The organism is Spirulina major PCC 6313 (assembly GCF_001890765.1).
Lineage (GTDB): Bacteria > Cyanobacteriota > Cyanobacteriia > Cyanobacteriales > Spirulinaceae > Spirulina > Spirulina major.
Genome location: NZ_KV878783.1, coordinates 2466462 through 2483549 on the forward strand (window position 1 = coordinate 2466462; position 17088 = coordinate 2483549).

The window sequence follows — 17088 nt, forward strand, 5'->3', positions numbered from 1 at the left end:
TTGCAGCTAAACTATGGACTCCTTCGCTATCCACTATCACGAACGCACCAAATATAATCCGGAAACCATTACCCAACGCAGTAAACGCATCAATTTCGCCAATCAACCGTCTCCCTTCAAAGACTACAAAGTCGGGCAACGCTATGACCTCAAACCCTACCTCAAAGGCTCGGCTCCGGACAGGGCTGATCCCGATGGGGCGGTGTGGTGGCGGTTGTCGCAATTGCTTTTTCGTAGCTATGGGATTACGGCGAAAATGGTGACCTTGGTGGGGCCACCGTTGTATTTGCGATCGGCTCCGTCGGCGGGGGGACTCTATCCGGCGGAGGTGTATCTACTCTCGAAGGGAACGCCGCAACTGCCGGCGGGTTTGTATAACTATCAATCGAGCGATCATTCGTTGATTCGTTTCTGGGATCAACAGGTGTGGCCGGAGTTGCAGCGGGTGTGTTTTGAGCATCCGGTGTTGGCGGTGACGGACTATGCGATCGTCACGTCAGCGATTTTTTACCGCTCCGCTTGGCGTTATGAAGACCGGGCCTATCGGCGGATTTTCCTTGATACGGGGCATCTGTTGGGCAATTTAGAATTGGCGGGAGCGTTGACGGGCTTTCGTCCCTACCTGATTACGGGGTTTCAAGACCAGGCGATTAATGAGTTGATGTATTTTGATGGGGCGTTGGAGGGGGTGTTGACGGTGGTGCCGCTGGTGGATGAGCGCGATCGCCCGTCCCCCGTTGCCTCCCCCTTTGTGGCCCTGCCCTCCCCCATTCACGACAGCTATGCCCCGGTTGATGATGGCGAACTGCTCTACTACCTTCACCGCGCCACGATCATCCACACCCAAGCCGACCCCGATCCGGAAGTGGTGACGAATCCGGATGACAAGTACAATTTTCCCTTTTGTTTGAAAATCAGCATGGCTACGGAGCCGATTGATTTTGGTCCCAATCTCCAAAGCCTTGCCCAGGCCATGGCCAAGCGCCGCTCGACTCGCACCTACACTGGGGCGGATTTAAGCCTTGAAGAATTGCGATCGCTCCTCCATTTCACCTATCAACCCCAGGATTACCAAAGCCAAGGCCTCGACCCCTCTCCGGACTATTGCGATCGCAACTTGCTCGAAACCTTCGTGGTCGTCTCTGGGGTGGATGGTCTCGATGCCGGCTGTTATTACTACGCCCCCAAAGCCCAGGAATTGCGCCAAATTCGCTTTAAAAACTTCCGCCGCGAGTTGCATTTTCTCTGCCTTGGACAAGACCTGGGGCGCGATGCCGGGGCGGTGGTGTTTCACACCGTAGACTTGAAGCGGGCGGTGCAAAAATACGGCGATCGCGCCTATCGCTACCTCCACCTCGACGCAGGACACCTGGGGCAACGGCTCAATTTGGCCGCGATCGCCCTCGATCTGGGGGTCAGTGGCATCGGTGGCTTTTTCGATGACCAAGTCAACGATGTTCTCGGTATTCCCCCCGAAGAAGCCGTCGTCTACATCACCACCCTTGGCCGTCCCCGCTCCCGCGATCAATAACCGCCCATGCTTGCCAACCTCACCAAACTCACCTATCTCCTCCGCGAAACCTGGGCCGGATTGCAGCGGGGCGGCTGGATGAACGGCGCAGCGATTAGCACCGTGACGGTGTTGCTCTTTCTCTTTGGCCTCTGTTTGCAAACCTCCTGGCAACTGGATGCCCTCTTTGACCATTTCGGGACGCAGCTAGAGGTGTCGGTATATCTAGAACCGGAGGTGGCGGGGGCGGAACTCCTGCCGACCGTGGAAACCCTGCCGACGGTGGAGGCGGTGCGGTTGGTGACGAAAGAAGAGGCCTGGGATTCCCTGCTGACGGAATTGGGGGTGAGCGATCGCACCCTCGCCACCCAGCAACTCGAAGGCAATCCCCTCGTGGATGAATTGAAAGTCACGGTGATCAATACCACCGTGATCCCCGCTGTGGTGCAGCAGTTGCAGGGGTTAGAGGGCGTGGATCGGGCGGTATATATCAACGAAGCCAGCGAACGATTTCGGCAAATTCAGCGGGGCTTAAATTGGGTCAGCATCGCGATTACGGTGGTGTTATCGTTAACAGCGATCGCCGTGATCACCACCACCCTCAACCTGATCGCCCTCGCCCGGCAGAATGAACTGGAAATCATGCAACTCGTCGGCGCAACCAAGGCCTGGATTCTCTTACCCTTCGTGCTTCACGGTATTTTCTTCGGGGCCGTGGGGGGTGCGATCGCCCTCCTCCTGATCACCCTCCTACGCACCCTGATCCAAGAAATTCTCATGGCCCAAACCGGCTTCCTCCGCTTCCTCGCCGAAGGATTCACGATCAACGCCGTTCAGCACAGCCTCCTCTCCCTCGTCGTCCTCAGTCTCGGCATCTCCATCGGCACCGCTGGCAGCCTCTTCGCCATCCGCCGCGTCTCATTCCGTTGACCCCCGCCTTGCGATGGGTTCGGCGCGATCGTATCCCCACAAACATTCAGCGGTCTAACGGTCGCGCTCACCGGACGCAGATAACCTTTGCAACTCAGCCAAACGTATTGGTACGTTCCGGTGCAGCGCGGTTGTTAGGGGACATCAGTTTATAAGAAACATTAGATCCAATTGCATTAAAATTTTACACAGAAGTAGAATTCATTCTGCTCTTTATGTAGGCCACTTCATTTGAAGCACATACGGGCGCAATAGCGGCACTCGCCCCCAGAAATCCTGAAGGTGTTGTAAATGAGGTAGAGGAAGTAAGGTCGAGGCTGGTGAGTTATTCCACGCATCTACTAATTGAACTAACGTTTCTTGAACCGTTTCAGTCGTCTTGATTGGATCAGCGCCAGCACGTTCAGCAAGTGACTCGAACCGTCTCAGTTCTAAAGCAAACCAGTTTTTCGTACCTGCCAGCTTAAGAGCAAGCTCAGATTTCACCTCTGGCCATGCAACCGTACATACCTGATCGTACATCGGTGCAAGACTTGGAGATTGCTTATCTAAATATATCAGTGACCAATTTTTCAAATGAGCGTCTGCATTTCCAGAAGCAATAACAAATGTAAGCCGACGGATGAATTCATCGTATGCATCATTACCAAGAAGTTGTTTAATTAATCCAGCACACTGTTCATATTTTAGGTGGTCATACTTAAGTTCAGGTCGCAAGTTAGCAATCTGAGCAAAGTCTTCTTGGTGAATGCGGAGTCCCTCTCGTCTGTCGTACCGACGAATCACAAAAACACGCTCCCCAAAGTCAGTATGCCTTCTCAGAGAAGCATTAACTGTTTTGGCATCTTGCAAGTGACATTCTGGTACATCAAACCCAGCAGATATTGCCCACTGCATAATGGCATATTCATTCTCGACCGTAAATGGAAAGCGTGTTGAGCCTAATTTGACAATCCATTCACCATCTTGATCCCTTGCAGGCAGTGTGATTCTCTCTGGATCGCGTAAAACAGAGAATTTCATTTGAACACCAGCTAACGAAAATCGAAGTCCAAGTTCCTTATTTTTCTGGACATTCTCATCATTTTCTACAGAAACAGGGACTTCTAAGTCTTCTTGAACTAGTAAGTCATCTTCATCTACACGAAGTATTTCTACTGCACCAGGTAAGTCACACCCCACAGCCTCCAGTAAAGCTAGATCGTCACTGGGATTAACTCCCAAATTTTTTTCAATAAGATCCCGTAATGCACCATGCTCCGGAATTAAATTAGCAAAAAATGAAGGGAGAGAACGATTTTTACCATAGTAAGTACGAAACAAATCGTCTTCAAAAGACTGGCTTAGTACTGGGCGATCTAACATGGACAAATAAGATTCAGTGAAGCGAAACGCGATCTGTCCATTGGTAGTCTGACTCAGATAGCCAATTATTTTTCCATGGAGACTGACTCCTAATGTAACTGTCATTCCTCTTCTCCTGTTTGTTGCAAGATATAGTTAATACTTGGTCGATCACTCATGTCCCAAGCCGCCAAGCGTGAGCTAAAAGAATCAACTGTCTCTATAAGGAGTTTGCCACGGCATGATAAAAATTCATCAAACTTTCCATCCCTGAGAAGTTCAGCAGCATTTCGATTAACGCAGTGTGATTTAAGTATTTCTGAATCCGGTCCCTCTCTATTAATGAGATCAATAAGCTCTTTTCGGACTCCTTTAACAATAGGGGGCAGAAGAATCCGATTTGATGCTTCAGTACCAACTGAGATAATTTTACGGAAGGCATTGAGATCATATTCTTCAATTAATTCAGCAATATCAATAGGCTTTTCATTTTCAGGATGAAGTGGATGAAGTGAACTTAAAGCTACAAGAATAATTCGGCTATCTGCTGCACGAGCATCAAATTTTTGGGGCAAGGTATAATCTAGCCCTTTTGTACGAGGGATCTGGACTAACAGCTTTTGCATGGTTTTTTCTGGTTCATTGCCTTCGATAGCATCTAGGCTGTGTCGAAGTAAAGTTCTTTCATCAACCGACTTTATTCCCAATAGAGTTCGCCACGTCCACCGAACAAGTAAGGTTATTGTTCTACTATTAGGTTCTGGATAGAGACCAAAAAACTTCGTAAGAACAAAGAACGGAAGTGAACGTGGTAGTAATCTAAGATGAGGAATTTCAGCGTGTGTTTTGAGAAAAATTAGTACTTGCCTAAGTGCAGGTAACGCCTCGCTGACTGCATCACGAAGTATCTCAGGATCTCGACGATAATGCTCTGAAATGCTTCGGGTAGCATCTAGACCTTTGAAAGCCATAATGGCAGAAAGCAGTTGATCTTCCGAAGGTCGCCCGATACCAAGAGCCTTCAATTCATCTGCTAAACCGCTAAGGGTAGATGGCTCATCCGACTTTCGTCCAAAAAGTGCATCATGAATGTCCTGCCATTTCATCTTCTTACCCGAATCATTGATTCGGTAAAAGATATCTCGAAGAAGCTTCTCGTCTCCTGTTTCAACAACATAAAGTGGAATTTCGTATTGACGAATTCGTGCTCCAGCGTCAAAAACGGACTTTCGCAGTTCTGAATCTTTAGCATGCTTCCAATTAAAGACCCACTCGCTTAAGGTCGATGCATCTAATAACTGTGTAACAGGTACCCATGTTGAGGAAAAAACACCACTTCTGGGTGGAACATGAAATATTTGCTCTTTAGCATCAAAGTAAAGAACCCAAGGATCATCAGGAGTTGCTGGCATTTCTTTATCACGTGCCAATCCAGCAGCAAGCGCAGTCAAACGTTGTTGTCCATCGACAACCCATAATGCTGAATTTGACTCTGGTGCATCGACTCTAACAGAACCATATCGTATGACAGAAGCAGGAGCATACGCTCTTCTCATCAAAAAAGAGCCAACAGGATACCCTTGATAGATGCTGTCAAAAAACAATTTCACGTCCCCTGATTCCCATCGGAGTGGGCGCTGAAAATCGGGAACTCGTATTAAGCCACGCTTAATTTCGCGAATTAATGCCTCAACCGTAAAAGTCTCTGCTTGGAGATGAAGCCGTTTTTTTTCTGATGCGGTCATAATTTCCCAGAAAGATCCTCAATTAAAGCGACTGTTGAGGTTCGTTTGTACTCTATATAGCTGTATTATATAAGTTTTACCTCAGCAGGTGGTAGGTTTCACATTCTGAGAAGGAATGACCGAGCTTAGTGTCACCCTAACTATGTATTAGACCGCGATCGCAGGATAACTCCCCTCAGCAGGGTGTTGTCAAGTATGTGCGATCTAACTCCGATACTATGGGTGATTCCAGCGATCGCAAGATAACACCCCCCTATGGGGATTTCTACCGCAATCAGAGTCAGTGCGATGAAAACACCACAGCAGCAGCCCAAGCGCCTCGACTGCGTCGGAACCACCGGCAGCCTCTTCGCCATCCGCCGAGTATCATTTCGATAAGGCATTCAAATCACCCAACACCCCGCCTCAATGGCCATCAAACGGATCGCAAGGCCCAGAGCTTTCTATAATGGTCAAAGCATACACCGACTAAAACATCGGGGTTACCGCCCCGCATCGCACATCAACAGAGGGAAACCGCCGATCTATGGCACAGATAGAAACCAGAACCGAACCCATGGTCTTGAACATGGGGCCACACCATCCCTCGATGCACGGCGTTCTACGACTCATCGTCACCCTCGACGGGGAAGACGTTCTCGACTGTGAACCCGTGATCGGCTACCTCCATCGAGGGATGGAAAAAATCGCCGAAAACCGTTCCACCGTGATGTTTGTCCCCTACGTCAGCCGTTGGGACTACGCCGCCGGAATGTTCAACGAGGCGATCACCGTCAACGCACCGGAAAAACTCGCGGATATTGAAGTCCCCAAGCGGGCGCAATATATTCGCGTCATCATGCTCGAACTCAATCGCATCGCCAACCACCTCCTGTGGCTTGGTCCCTTCCTCGCAGACGTGGGTGCACAAACCCCCTTCTTCTACATCTTCCGCGAACGAGAATTAATCTACGACCTGTGGGAAGCCGCCAGCGGAGCACGGTTGATCAATAACAACTATTTCCGCGTCGGTGGCGTTGCCGTCGATCTGCCCTACGGTTGGCTGGATAAATGTATCGACTTTTGCGATTACTTCCTGCCCAAAGTGGATGAATATGAAAAGTTGATCACCAATAACCCCATTTTCCGCCGCCGCATCGAAGGCGTGGGCACCATTGGCCGCGATGAAGCGATCAACTGGGGTCTGTCGGGGCCGATGTTGCGCGGTTCCGGGGTGAAGTGGGATCTGCGCAAGGTGGATCACTACGAATGTTACGACGATTTTGACTGGGATATCCAATGGGAAACCAGCGGCGACTGTATGGCGCGGTATCTGGTGCGGATTCGGGAAATGCGTGAGTCGGTGAAAATCATTCGCCAAGCCTGCGCCGGGATTCCGGGCGGCCCCTACGAGAACCTGGAAGCGAAACGGATGATGGAAGGCCGCAAGTCCGAATGGAACGGCTTTGATTATCAATACGTGGCGAAAAAAGTGGCTCCGACCTTTAAGATTCCGTCGGGTGAGCATTATGTCCGCCTCGAAAGTGGCAAGGGCGAACTGGGTGTGTATATTGTCGGCAATGACAATATCTTTCCCTGGCGTTTTAAGGTGCGTCCGCCCGATTTCAATAACTTGCAAATTCTGCCCCAACTCCTGAAGGGGGTGAAAGTTGCGGATATTATGGCGATTTTGGGCAGTATTGACGTGATTATGGGATCGGTGGATCGCTAGCTAGACCCTCTCCTCCCCTCGTGCCGTGGCAGAACCATGACCTGAGGGGAGAAGAGCGATCGCACCGCCTTAAGTAACAGTTCGTTACATTTAGTGAATGAGTAATTAACCCCACTCAAAAGCCTTGTTACACTGAAACACAGCCCACGGGCCGCCTAGACCTGCCCATCCTAGGTCATCTCACCAAACATTAGCATTTCTCGTTTAATACTATGGTAGCGACCGCTGAACAAGCCAAATTTGATGAAATCCGTCCGGGGGTAAAATCTCCCGCCAAAGAAACGATTCTCACGCCTCGGTTTTACACCACAGACTTCGACGAAATGGCCAAGATGGATCTATCCGTCAACGAAGACGAATTAAGAGCCATCATCGAAGAATTTCGCACTGACTATAATCAAAAGCACTTCGTTCGTGATGATCAATTTGCCCAATCGTGGGATCATATCGACGGTGCGCAACGCCAATTATTTATTGAATTTTTAGAACGGTCTTGTACCGCTGAATTTTCTGGGTTCTTACTTTATAAAGAATTGGGCCGTCGTCTCAAGACCAAAAACCCCCTCTTGGCCGAAGGCTTCACGCTGATGTCGCGGGACGAAGCACGTCATGCGGGTTTCCTCAATAAAGCGATGTCTGATTTTAATTTGTCGCTGGATTTGGGCTTTTTGACCAAGAGCCGTAGCTATACCTTCTTTAAGCCGAAGTTCATTTTCTACGCGACTTATTTGTCGGAGAAAATCGGCTATTGGCGTTATATCACGATCTATCGTCACCTTGAACAACACCCAGAGGATCGCATCTATCCGATTTTCAATTTCTTTGAAAATTGGTGTCAAGATGAAAACCGCCACGGCGATTTCTTTGATGCCTTGATGCGGGCGCAACCGAGCATTCTCAACGATTGGAAGGCGAAACTGTGGTGCCGGTTCTTTTTGTTGTCGGTGTTTGCGACGATGTATCTCAATGATATTCAACGCAAGGACTTTTACGCGGCGTTGGGTTTGGATGCGCGTGAATACGATAAGCATGTGATCGAGAAAACCAACGAGACGGCGGCGCGGGTGTTCCCGGTGATGCTGGATGTGAAGAATCCGACGTTCTACGAGTCCTTGGAAATCTGCGTCAAGAATAACGAGAAGTTGACGGCGATCGCAGCATCTAACGCCTCTGGTGTGGTTAAGTTCTTCAAGAAACTCCCCCACTACATCAGCAATGGCGTGCAGTTGGCGAAGCTCTACTTCATGAAGCCGATTGATTCTCTCCAAGCCATGGGTGCGGTGCGTTAAGCTCACGACTCGAACTATCACCAGGGAAACAAGGGGCTTTGGCCCCTTACCTGCATTTCAAACGGGGCATGATTGCGATCATGCCCTGTTTTGTGGTTTAGGGGCGATCGAGTTTTTCGACGACAATCCAGCGGCCGGAGGGGTTGCAGCGGCCCCAGAGGTGGACGGATTGGCCGGAGTTGAGGGTTTGTAGTTTGGCTTTGACTTCGGGGCGGGTGGTGATCACTTGCCAGGTTTGGCCCGCGTGGGTGAGGTGATATTGGTGGGGGGCGGTGATGGTGATGGGGGCGGCGATCGCTTCTCCTGCTTCAACTTCACTCGTAAATGCTGAGTCAATCGGCGCGTTACCATCAGCGGGATAAGCATCGGGCTGGTCGAGGTAATGGCGTTGCCAGTGGCCCCAATGGGGATGATTGGGGGGGAGATTGAATAGAGGAACAACGGCAGCGGGGGCGATCGCATCTCCGATCAACGCCTCTTGCAGCGATCGCACCGCCAACTCCACCGGATCACAACCCCGCTCAACACAGAGCGCCGCCGCCATCCCCGCCGCTTGTCCAATCCCCATCACCATTGGCTGTAAGCGGGTCGAACCGTTGGCAATGTGAGACACGGAAATATTTTTTTCACAGACCAAGAGGCCCCGCACCTGCTCCGGCACGATCGCACCGTAGGGAATCGTAAACGGTGTCCCCGTCCAACGTCCGCCCCACTGGATCGATTTCGGTTGGAGGGGAAAGTCAAAACCGGGGTAGTGATGATCATTGGCATAGTTGCCGAAGGCGATCGCTTGCACTTGATCCTGAGCTATTGGTAGAGCCGCGACAGATTCCCCCGCTTGGGGCAAAATATCCGCCTCGGTGATCGTCGTGAGTCCCCGGAGGCGGCGGCTTTCGCGGTAGTAGGGTTGGAGGGCGAGGGCGGGGTTGTTGGGATTGGGGAAAGCGTGAGCGGCGAGGCCGTAGCGATCGCCCAGTTCCGCCTGAATATGGTGGGCAAAGGCGAGGCTCATGGCCTGGGCTGCGCGGCCAAATTCAGCGCGGGCGGTATCGGATGCGATCAATCGCTCTAACCCAACACCGTAATCATTGCCCTGAATCGGCCAGTTGAGCATGAACTGACCCCCCGGCAAGCGGCCATAATCGAGGAAATGCGACCCGCCGTAGTTCGCCCACGCTCCCCTGAAACTGTCGAAATCCACCCCAGTCGGGCAGGGAATCGCGGGGGCGGTCTGGTTTGCGCCGTAGTCTTGGAGATAGGCGACCCAGGTGGGAGATTGAACGGGATAGCGATCGGTGAGGTCGTTCCACGCCGGGGGCGCACTGGGTTCGTTAAATTCCGATTGCAATTCCCAGCCCCAGCGGTGGGGAACGTCTCCCAAGGCGAGGAGATCGCCGAGTTCTGTCCCGTCGAGGGTGATGGAGGCGGTGATCCGATAGTCAGGAAAATTGACGGCAGTGATGCGATCGCCCTTCCGTTCCACCCCCGTCGGTTCCTGGCCGCGAATCCAATGCAAATTCGGCAACGCCGCCACCCAATCCGCAAAAATCGCCGCCCCGATCCGGGGTTCATAACTAAACAGACTCACCCAACTGTGATCGAGTCCCCCCGGTTGGCGATCGCGCAACGCTGCTAAATACGCCCCCCATAACCCCGTTTGCCAGGCCGTCAACTCATGGCCATCGGGAACCGAAACCCCCGCCGCCGTCAGCATTCCCCCCAACCAATCCCCCGCACTAACGAGAATTGTGTTTGCTCCCCGTCGCGCCGCCTGAATCGCCGCACAGGTTCCCCCCGTACCGCCCCCCACCACCAACAGATCTGCCGTTAACTGCTCTCTCATCGCTCTCTCAAAATCTCCAATCCTGAACCCTAACACCAAAAAAGGCGCGAATCATCGCACCTTCTTCAATTTCAGCCTCAATTGTAGAGCGATCGCCCCTTAAAAATTGGTCAATTCGTCGTTTTCGTCGTAATAAAACGGACGCACGCGGGCAGTAAACCCAGAGGCTTTAAACTGCTTGAGTTGTAACGGGGGCTTTTGGCGAGCGTCAACGGTGATCCGCACTTCAAACGTACTTTTTCCGGGGGGAACTTCCGGAATTAAACCCACACGAGTCCGGTTTTGAAAGACAGAATTACCATTGCGGTCATAAATGCGCCCGAATACATCCGCATCGATGACGTATTTATTGGTGGAGTTGGTAGCAGTGCCGGTGATGATGTAGCAACTGGCGGCCTCGCTGCCCATACTGGTCACCGCCCCTTCGGAGAATTCGGCGGGGCATTCGTGATAACTGAGATCGGACAGGTCAACGCTAGTGAGGGCGATCGCTTCCGGGGCGATCGCGCCACTTACCCCCAGGGCAATCAACAACACACCACAGACCGAAAGCAGCGATCGCAGCCACGGCCGCAAAAATTGGCGCAAATTCATAAGGGTTAATCTCCGTGCAGGGTTCCGGTATTGTCGAGCGACGCATCAAGTTCCATCCGCTGCTCCATGCGCCGTAAAAAATAGCCTGTCATCATCGCCGAAGCCAACAGATTGGCCATATTTTCCCGGTCTGTGACGATTTGCACATTAAAGTCTTCCGCAGGCAGTAAACCCACCAATCCTTGCACATTGTGGGTAATAATTTGTCTGACTTCCGATGTTGCCGACTGCGCTACCTGCTCTAGAACTTCAGGACGTTGCTGCTTGAGATACTGCAACAGCAGATTAATGTCGGCTTCGTCCGTGTCGAAGTTAAAGAGGTTGGGGTCTAATACCATCAGGTTTGATTCTAAGAATGGGGTGACTTCTTGGTTCTACTTTGACATATTCCCGGTGTGGATGGCAAAGCAGCCACAGGGGGGGGTTATCCTCCGCAGAGGCTAGTCTTGGGGAGGCTGGCGGGGGTCAGGGGGTGAGGCGCGACCCTGATGCAGCCAGGGGAGACGAGGGCGATCGCCAGCCATAACGGACGATGGTTGCAATGCTTGGGTTGGTTTTGCCGACTCGAATTGCATGACCCTGGTCTCGATGGAGGGCAAATCTTGCCCGCAGTATAGCATCATCAGGGTCATCCTGTGGGAGGCGATCGCGATCGCCCCCGTCTCCTCATCCATTCGCGATCGGGGTCGTGTTTTGCAGCTGGGATCAAGGAGGGTCAAAATAGTAGAGGGCTGCCCACAGCGCAGCCTGTGAAATGTTGAGGGTTATATCCTGATGTCGTTATCCCCTGCCCAAATCGCCCAGATCCACGCCGAAATCGATGCGCTGACCGATCCGTCCAGTCACCGCTACGGACAATTATTGCAATGGCAGACTGTCCTAAACCCAGTTTGGCACTATGGCATTGGCTTATCGGATACCCATATTTTCGACACGGGCGGCTTATTACGTCCGTTTGAAAGTCGCAACGGAACACGGGTTTTAGGGATTGATTCCCTAGGGTTTTCGCCAGAGGACACCATTGAACGTGCGAAACAGGCTCTGATCGTGTTTGCAGCTTGGAATTACAATCTTTTGGGCTGGAACTGTGAGCACCTGGGGCGACTGATTGCCACGGATCAGCCCCGCTGTTATCAGAGCCGTCCGCTATGGTGGCTCTGTAATCTAACACCGACGGGCGACCATAAAACAGCCCACCGCATTTTTCGCGATCACTTGCGCCAGGTTGATCCGAATCTGTTACGTTGAGGGGCTGATTCTTTGCGATCGGGCTTGCATGGAATCCGCATCATCATTGAGCCGCTAGGGAGTGAGACGCTCCCACTCCAGTCAGATCAAAGACGTGAAGGCGTGCGGGCATCTTGGCCGCTCGTGGACTGTTTGGCGCTCACCGCTGCCGGTTCACAGCGATAGTGTCATGAGGGCCGAGATCTTGGCCAGTTTGTTGGCTTCAAGGCCGGCCAGTTCATCTAGGTTTAACCAGCCTTCTTGGATCAGTCGAGCAAATAAAAAGATCAGCGCATCGTATTGATCCTCATATTTGCCGTCTAGATCATGGCGGCGGGCACTTAAAAAATCGTGTAAATTCCAGAGGGTTTCCAGGGATGAAATCGCACTGGCCGTGTCTCGGACATAGGCGAGTAGGGCGGCAACTTCCCGTTCACGGGCGCGATCGCAGGCATGACGCGCAATCTCTTGTTCTGTGGGTGACCACTGGTGTTCTTGTGGGGGGGTTGTGGGGGGCATGACGGGAATGATGTACATGAAATCCGAAACACTAAGCGGCGGGGCGTGAATGCTGGTGCGATCGCACTAGCACACCAGCATCCCGCCCAGAAGCCTAGTTCAGAAAAAAGAGACTTAACGCACCAAGTTGAGTAATTCTTGGGGTGACGCTAACAGATCGATCGCCACAAAAAAGATGTTGTTTTGGGAATCCAACAAAAACCGCCACGCCATATTCATGCCCACACTGGCCCCAAACCAAGGCGTTTGCACTTTTCCGGTCACCTTAACCTGGGTATAGCCATTTTCTGCGGGTTCAGAAACGCCACGTTCCGGGAGCAATTGCAAGTTTTGGCATTCTTCCTTAAAAAAGCGCAAGATCGCATCGGTGCCAACAATCGGTTTTTGAAACGGAGGTTGCAGCGCCCCATCGGGCAAAAACAATTTAATATTGGCATCGAAGTCATTAGCGTTCATGTTGTCCATGTACATGAGCACGACTGGATTATCAATACCGTCAATTTTGACCCGTGTCCGCTGGGACATTTCCTTCGGCGGTGCGACGGGTTCAGTCACCGGAGTGTAGCTGCCGAGTTTGCTGGTGTCATAGCCCATATCAACCACGGTATTGCGTAACACGGTAATCTGCTGACCGGGATCTAAACTCCGAATCGTTTGGAGCACAGCAGAAGCATTGGCCGAAAGTTTATAGTCTTTGGGAATCGGAGCGACAATCCCTTGATCCATCCATTCGCCCAGACGATACCAAAACCCCAGTTTGATATTGGCTGACCAGATGGCATAGGTTCGACCGATCGGGGTATCAGCGCGATTCGTCAGGTCGCACATCACCTGAGTTTGTTCGAGGGTGGTCATCTGCCGAATTTCGTTTAAGGTCGATTCAGCAAACTGCATATTGGCCGCACCGGGAGCCGCGACGGTAATGCTTTTTCCCATTTCCAAATAGGCAAACCAAATTAAGGCTAATTGATCTTCTGCACTGAGTTGATTAAACCGCGCAATGGTGGCGGGAACCATATCAGCAGTGAGGGTATTCGGAAAGATTCCGCGAGCGGATTCAATGGTAAATGACATCGTTAAATACTCCTAGAAGAATGTGAGTGGATACTGAACTGAGTGAATTGAAGCCACAACGCGATCGCGTGGCTGTCGCTTGCCCGAATTGATTCAGGAGCTAACACGATATTCAATTGTTAATCCACGCCCTCAGAATATGGGCAGGGTGAAGCGTATCGAGAGCTTCAGGGTTTTAGTGTCTTTTGATGGTCTTGATTCGTGACTTCACCCTTGGATGATAACTTAAGAGCCATGTCCGAAAAGTGGTTTTTCCCACCTTAGGAACATGGAATTCTGCCGATGTTGCATCTGTAATTGATTATACCAGGGGGTGCTGGCTTCAGTCTGGAAACCGAAAAGAGGCTGACAATTGCGATCGGCTGATCTGAGTCGTTTTGTTCTCGTGTTGAGGCTCAGTCGGGAAGACGTGCCGGTATTTTGCAGTGCCGAGGGGAGGGGGGTTAACGCACTGTGGGCAGGATGGCTTCGGGGGGTTGGTTGGCGTTGATGTCGATTTCGCGCAAGGGAACGAGGCCGGCATCCTGGAGGAGGAGTTGGGCTTCGTCGGTGCGGAGGAGGTCGGCGAAGGTTTCGCCGATGGGGGCGCGGCGGTTGTCGCGGGGATAGATCAGGGCGATGGGGTAGGAGAGGGGGTATTGTTCGCCTCGGATGGCGGGGATGTTGGTTTTGTAGCTGCCTTTGTCATTGCAGAGGTCGGTGCCGGGGGTGATGGGGTTGCTGTTTTTGTCGAGGAGGGGGGAGACGGGAGCAGATAGGCCTGCTGTGAGGGCGAGGGGATAGACGGAACATTGACCAAAGATGCGACTGAGGCTGCCGAAGGCGATCGCACCAATATCGCGTTCTTCAAAATCTTGGAGCACGGCATTGAGGGTGCGGAAGGTGGAGAGGCGGGTGATGTCGGTGTTGATCGTGCTGGTGCGGGTGCGTTGGGTGGCGAGGCGGCGGAAGGTGTCGATGGAGTCTTGATCGCGGAGGATCTGGGTTTCAAAAATTTTCACGGCTTCTTCGTCGGCGGGAATGTAGAGTTTGACGGGCAGATCGGGGCCGCCCAATTCATTCCAGTTGATGATTTCGCCGGTGTAGAGACGACGCAGATCATCGATAGAGAGTGCGCCGTTGAGTTGGGTGGGGAGGCTGCGATCGCGCGTCTCATAACTAAACGCCACATAGACAGCGATCGCATCATAGGCCACCCGCGAAAACCACAAATCCGCCGGCAGGTCTTGAATCAGGCTACTAATCGCAAACTCAGCATCCTGTTGTTGCACTTGCCGGAGGGCCTCACTGGCGGACGGTTGCGGTCGATAATCAAGCAAAAATCGATCAATCTCGACTAATTCTCCATCCGCCTCATCCGTGGGGGGTGGGGTTGCCGCCGCCGGATCGGGTGCTGCCGGGGTAGGGTCGTCTTCTGAGGGGGGATTGATGCGATCGGCAAGAATTTCCCCTAAGCTTTTGCCCTTAACGATCAGGTTTTGCTGTTGCCAAATATAGGTCCAAATCCCAGGTTGCTCACCGGTAAAGATGTATTCACCATTGGGAAACCCATCCACCTGCTCAATACAACAGACCACCGGCCGGGGAGGGGCTTCGGAGGTTTGCTGCCGTCGAAACCACCACACCAACAGCGCAATCAGCGCCAACCCCAACACCCCACCGAGCATCCACCACGCGATCGGGGGGATTTGGCGTTTGGGTTTGGGTTCGGTGGCTTCCCCTTCGGGCTTGACGGCGTGGGGCACATCATCGGGCAAGGTGATTTTCAACAGGGCCTGACGGGCCAAACTGGCCGATTCAAACGGCAGGGAATTTAACCCCAACAGCGACAGGACAAAGTAACGGAAGGGTTGGGGCAAATTCGGCGGCCAATTGTCCCCAAAGGCGGGGTCGAGGGGTTGGCGGGTTTCGGGGTCAAATTGCCGACCGGCCATGAGATAGAAGGCCACATGACCTAAATCGCGCAGGTCGGTTTCCACAGAGGGTTCTTTGGGTTCGAGGAGGGGGGGTTCAAAGATGTTTTCCCAGAGGGCGGGGTCGCTGAGGTAGACGTAGAAGCCTTGGAAGGTGGGAACGATCAGGACGCTATCAATGGAGATGTTGCCGTGATGGATGCCGGGGTGGATGATGCCGGAGGGAAGGCGGTATTTTTGGCCGTGGAGGCCTTCAAGGGTTTGGAGCATTTGGAGGAGGACGGTGCGCACTTGGGCGGCGGACATGGGCCCGGTAGCGGTGAGGTATTGGGTGAGGGTGGGGAAGGTGTCGAGGGTTCCGTCGGTGACGAGATAGGCGCGGTTTTCCCCCAGGGGGGCGATCGCATCACTGGGGCTGACGACCCGCAAATCCTGATGGCGACCATCGGCGAGGTGAATGCCGGTCACTTGGTTGAAGCGATCGCGCCGCTTGACGACGTCTTGGGGGGTAAAGTAGCGATCGGGCAGAAGAAATTCTTTAATCACCACCGGCTGGCGATCGCTCAAATCAATGCCATGGTACAACCGCCCCCAGTTACGCACTTTTAAAAAAGCTTCAAATTGATACTGCCCGCGCCGCCCCTGAAGCCGGGTTTCCGGGGGGATCAGGGTGGGAAAGGTGCAGCGCAGGCATGCCGTCGCGCCGGGATTTTCCGCTAGGGTTTGGGCAGGCCATTCACAGGCGAAGGGGTTACCGTGGACACAACGATAGGCGGAATAGAGGGGCGGCGGCGGCGCGATAATCTCAGCCTCGACAGCTTGAGCATCGGTCATCTGCTCAGCCAAGGTGGTGAGAATTTCCTCTTTCACCTGGGGGAATTCTGGCAACGGCAGCGAGATACTTTCGAGCACACTGGGCACAATCCAGCGGTAGCGAGGCGGCAGGAAACTAAAGGCGCGATAGGAGGCTTGGGAGACGAGGATGTTGATGCGATCGCTCGCCCCTGACATCTCCCGATTTTTAATCTCGTTTAAAATACTCATCCCACCTTCCCGTTGTGCAATAGCCACAGTACCCTCGATTTTGCCACAGGATCGAGAGACAGAGCGAAGATTGACGGTGGAATTATTACAACCCAGAACCTAGCCTGCCATAATTCATAAGCAGATTGAATCGATAGACAAGTCGTGTCGTTTGGTCATCTTAACTCCCTCAAAACATATCGCTCACCTGAGTACAGGACAAAAGTTGAAATGTACGACGGAATCTTGATTTTGATGGGGTGGGAGCAGCCTGCTCCCTATTTTGTCTGAATCCCAGCGGGCTACAGACTATGGATTTTGATGGAGCGTGTTGAGTTTTGCGATTGTTCCACCCAACCTACAAAA

14 protein-coding genes are annotated in these 17088 nt (G+C 52.4%); 5 read left to right on the top strand and 9 right to left on the bottom strand.

The annotated features are described in order from the left end of the window. Positions 1-13 precede the first annotated feature (13 nt). Positions 14-1531: a SagB/ThcOx family dehydrogenase gene (locus SPI6313_RS10800; protein ID WP_072621007.1), complete on the top strand. Its 1518-nt coding sequence runs from the start codon at positions 14-16 to the stop codon at positions 1529-1531. 6 nt (positions 1532-1537) lie between these two features. Further along, a complete protein-coding gene (locus SPI6313_RS10805; protein ID WP_072621008.1) occupies positions 1538-2440 on the top strand; it encodes a cell division protein FtsX in 903 nt (300 codons plus the stop codon). Positions 2441-2653: 213 nt separating this feature from the next. Here the strand turns inward: SPI6313_RS10805 and SPI6313_RS10810 are convergent, their stop codons facing one another. Continuing rightward, positions 2654-3910, bottom strand: coding sequence for a type II toxin-antitoxin system HipA family toxin (locus SPI6313_RS10810; RefSeq protein ID WP_072621009.1), 1257 nt, complete (start codon positions 3908-3910; stop codon positions 2654-2656). Then, positions 3907-5529, bottom strand: coding sequence for a DUF262 domain-containing protein (locus SPI6313_RS10815; RefSeq protein ID WP_072621010.1), 1623 nt, complete (start codon positions 5527-5529; stop codon positions 3907-3909). Before SPI6313_RS10815 ends, SPI6313_RS10810 begins: the two co-directional genes overlap by 4 nt. 526 nt (positions 5530-6055) lie before the next feature. Here SPI6313_RS10815 and SPI6313_RS10820 point away from each other — a divergent pair. Then, the gene (locus SPI6313_RS10820) at positions 6056-7240 is read left to right on the top strand and encodes an NAD(P)H-quinone oxidoreductase subunit H (RefSeq protein ID WP_072621011.1); all 1185 of its coding nucleotides are present in this window, start codon (positions 6056-6058) and stop codon (positions 7238-7240) included. A 212-nt stretch (positions 7241-7452) separates the two neighbouring features. Beyond that, positions 7453-8529 (top strand): magnesium-protoporphyrin IX monomethyl ester (oxidative) cyclase, encoded by a 1077-nt coding sequence (gene acsF, locus SPI6313_RS10825; RefSeq protein ID WP_072621012.1) that lies wholly within the window; start codon positions 7453-7455, stop codon positions 8527-8529. A 97-nt stretch (positions 8530-8626) separates the two neighbouring features. On the opposite strand, the gene SPI6313_RS10830 is transcribed toward acsF, so the two are convergent. The 4 genes from SPI6313_RS10830 to SPI6313_RS10845 form a co-directional block, all read right to left on the bottom strand. Beyond that, positions 8627-10372 carry an FAD-dependent oxidoreductase gene (locus SPI6313_RS10830; RefSeq protein WP_072621013.1) on the bottom strand — a complete coding sequence of 582 codons (1746 nt, stop codon included), beginning with the start codon at positions 10370-10372 and terminating at the stop codon, positions 8627-8629. Positions 10373-10471: 99 nt separating this feature from the next. Beyond that, entirely contained in the window at positions 10472-10966 is a 495-nt protein-coding gene (locus SPI6313_RS10835; protein ID WP_072621014.1) for a hypothetical protein, read from the bottom strand. 5 nt (positions 10967-10971) lie between these two features. Then, complete coding sequence (locus tag SPI6313_RS10840) at positions 10972-11304, bottom strand: DUF760 domain-containing protein (RefSeq protein ID WP_072621015.1); 333 nt, start codon at positions 11302-11304, stop codon at positions 10972-10974. A 102-nt stretch (positions 11305-11406) separates the two neighbouring features. Continuing rightward, entirely contained in the window at positions 11407-11640 is a 234-nt protein-coding gene (locus SPI6313_RS10845; RefSeq protein ID WP_072621016.1) for a hypothetical protein, read from the bottom strand. Between the two features lie 100 nt (positions 11641-11740). Here SPI6313_RS10845 and SPI6313_RS10850 point away from each other — a divergent pair, with 100 nt between their 5' ends. Then, positions 11741-12214, top strand: coding sequence for a hypothetical protein (locus SPI6313_RS10850; RefSeq protein WP_072621017.1), 474 nt, complete (start codon positions 11741-11743; stop codon positions 12212-12214). A gap of 153 nt (positions 12215-12367) precedes the next feature. On the opposite strand, the gene SPI6313_RS10855 is transcribed toward SPI6313_RS10850, so the two are convergent. The 3 genes from SPI6313_RS10855 to SPI6313_RS10865 all read right to left on the bottom strand — a co-directional run bounded on the left by SPI6313_RS10855 (position 12368) and on the right by SPI6313_RS10865 (position 16743). Continuing rightward, entirely contained in the window at positions 12368-12712 is a 345-nt protein-coding gene (locus SPI6313_RS10855) for a hypothetical protein (protein WP_072623093.1), read from the bottom strand. A gap of 114 nt (positions 12713-12826) precedes the next feature. Next, positions 12827-13786 (bottom strand): orange carotenoid protein N-terminal domain-containing protein, encoded by a 960-nt coding sequence (locus tag SPI6313_RS10860; RefSeq protein ID WP_072621018.1) that lies wholly within the window; start codon positions 13784-13786, stop codon positions 12827-12829. Positions 13787-14229: 443 nt separating this feature from the next. Next, positions 14230-16743: a substrate-binding domain-containing protein gene (locus tag SPI6313_RS10865; protein WP_072621019.1), complete on the bottom strand. Its 2514-nt coding sequence runs from the start codon at positions 16741-16743 to the stop codon at positions 14230-14232. Positions 16744-17088 lie beyond the last annotated feature (345 nt).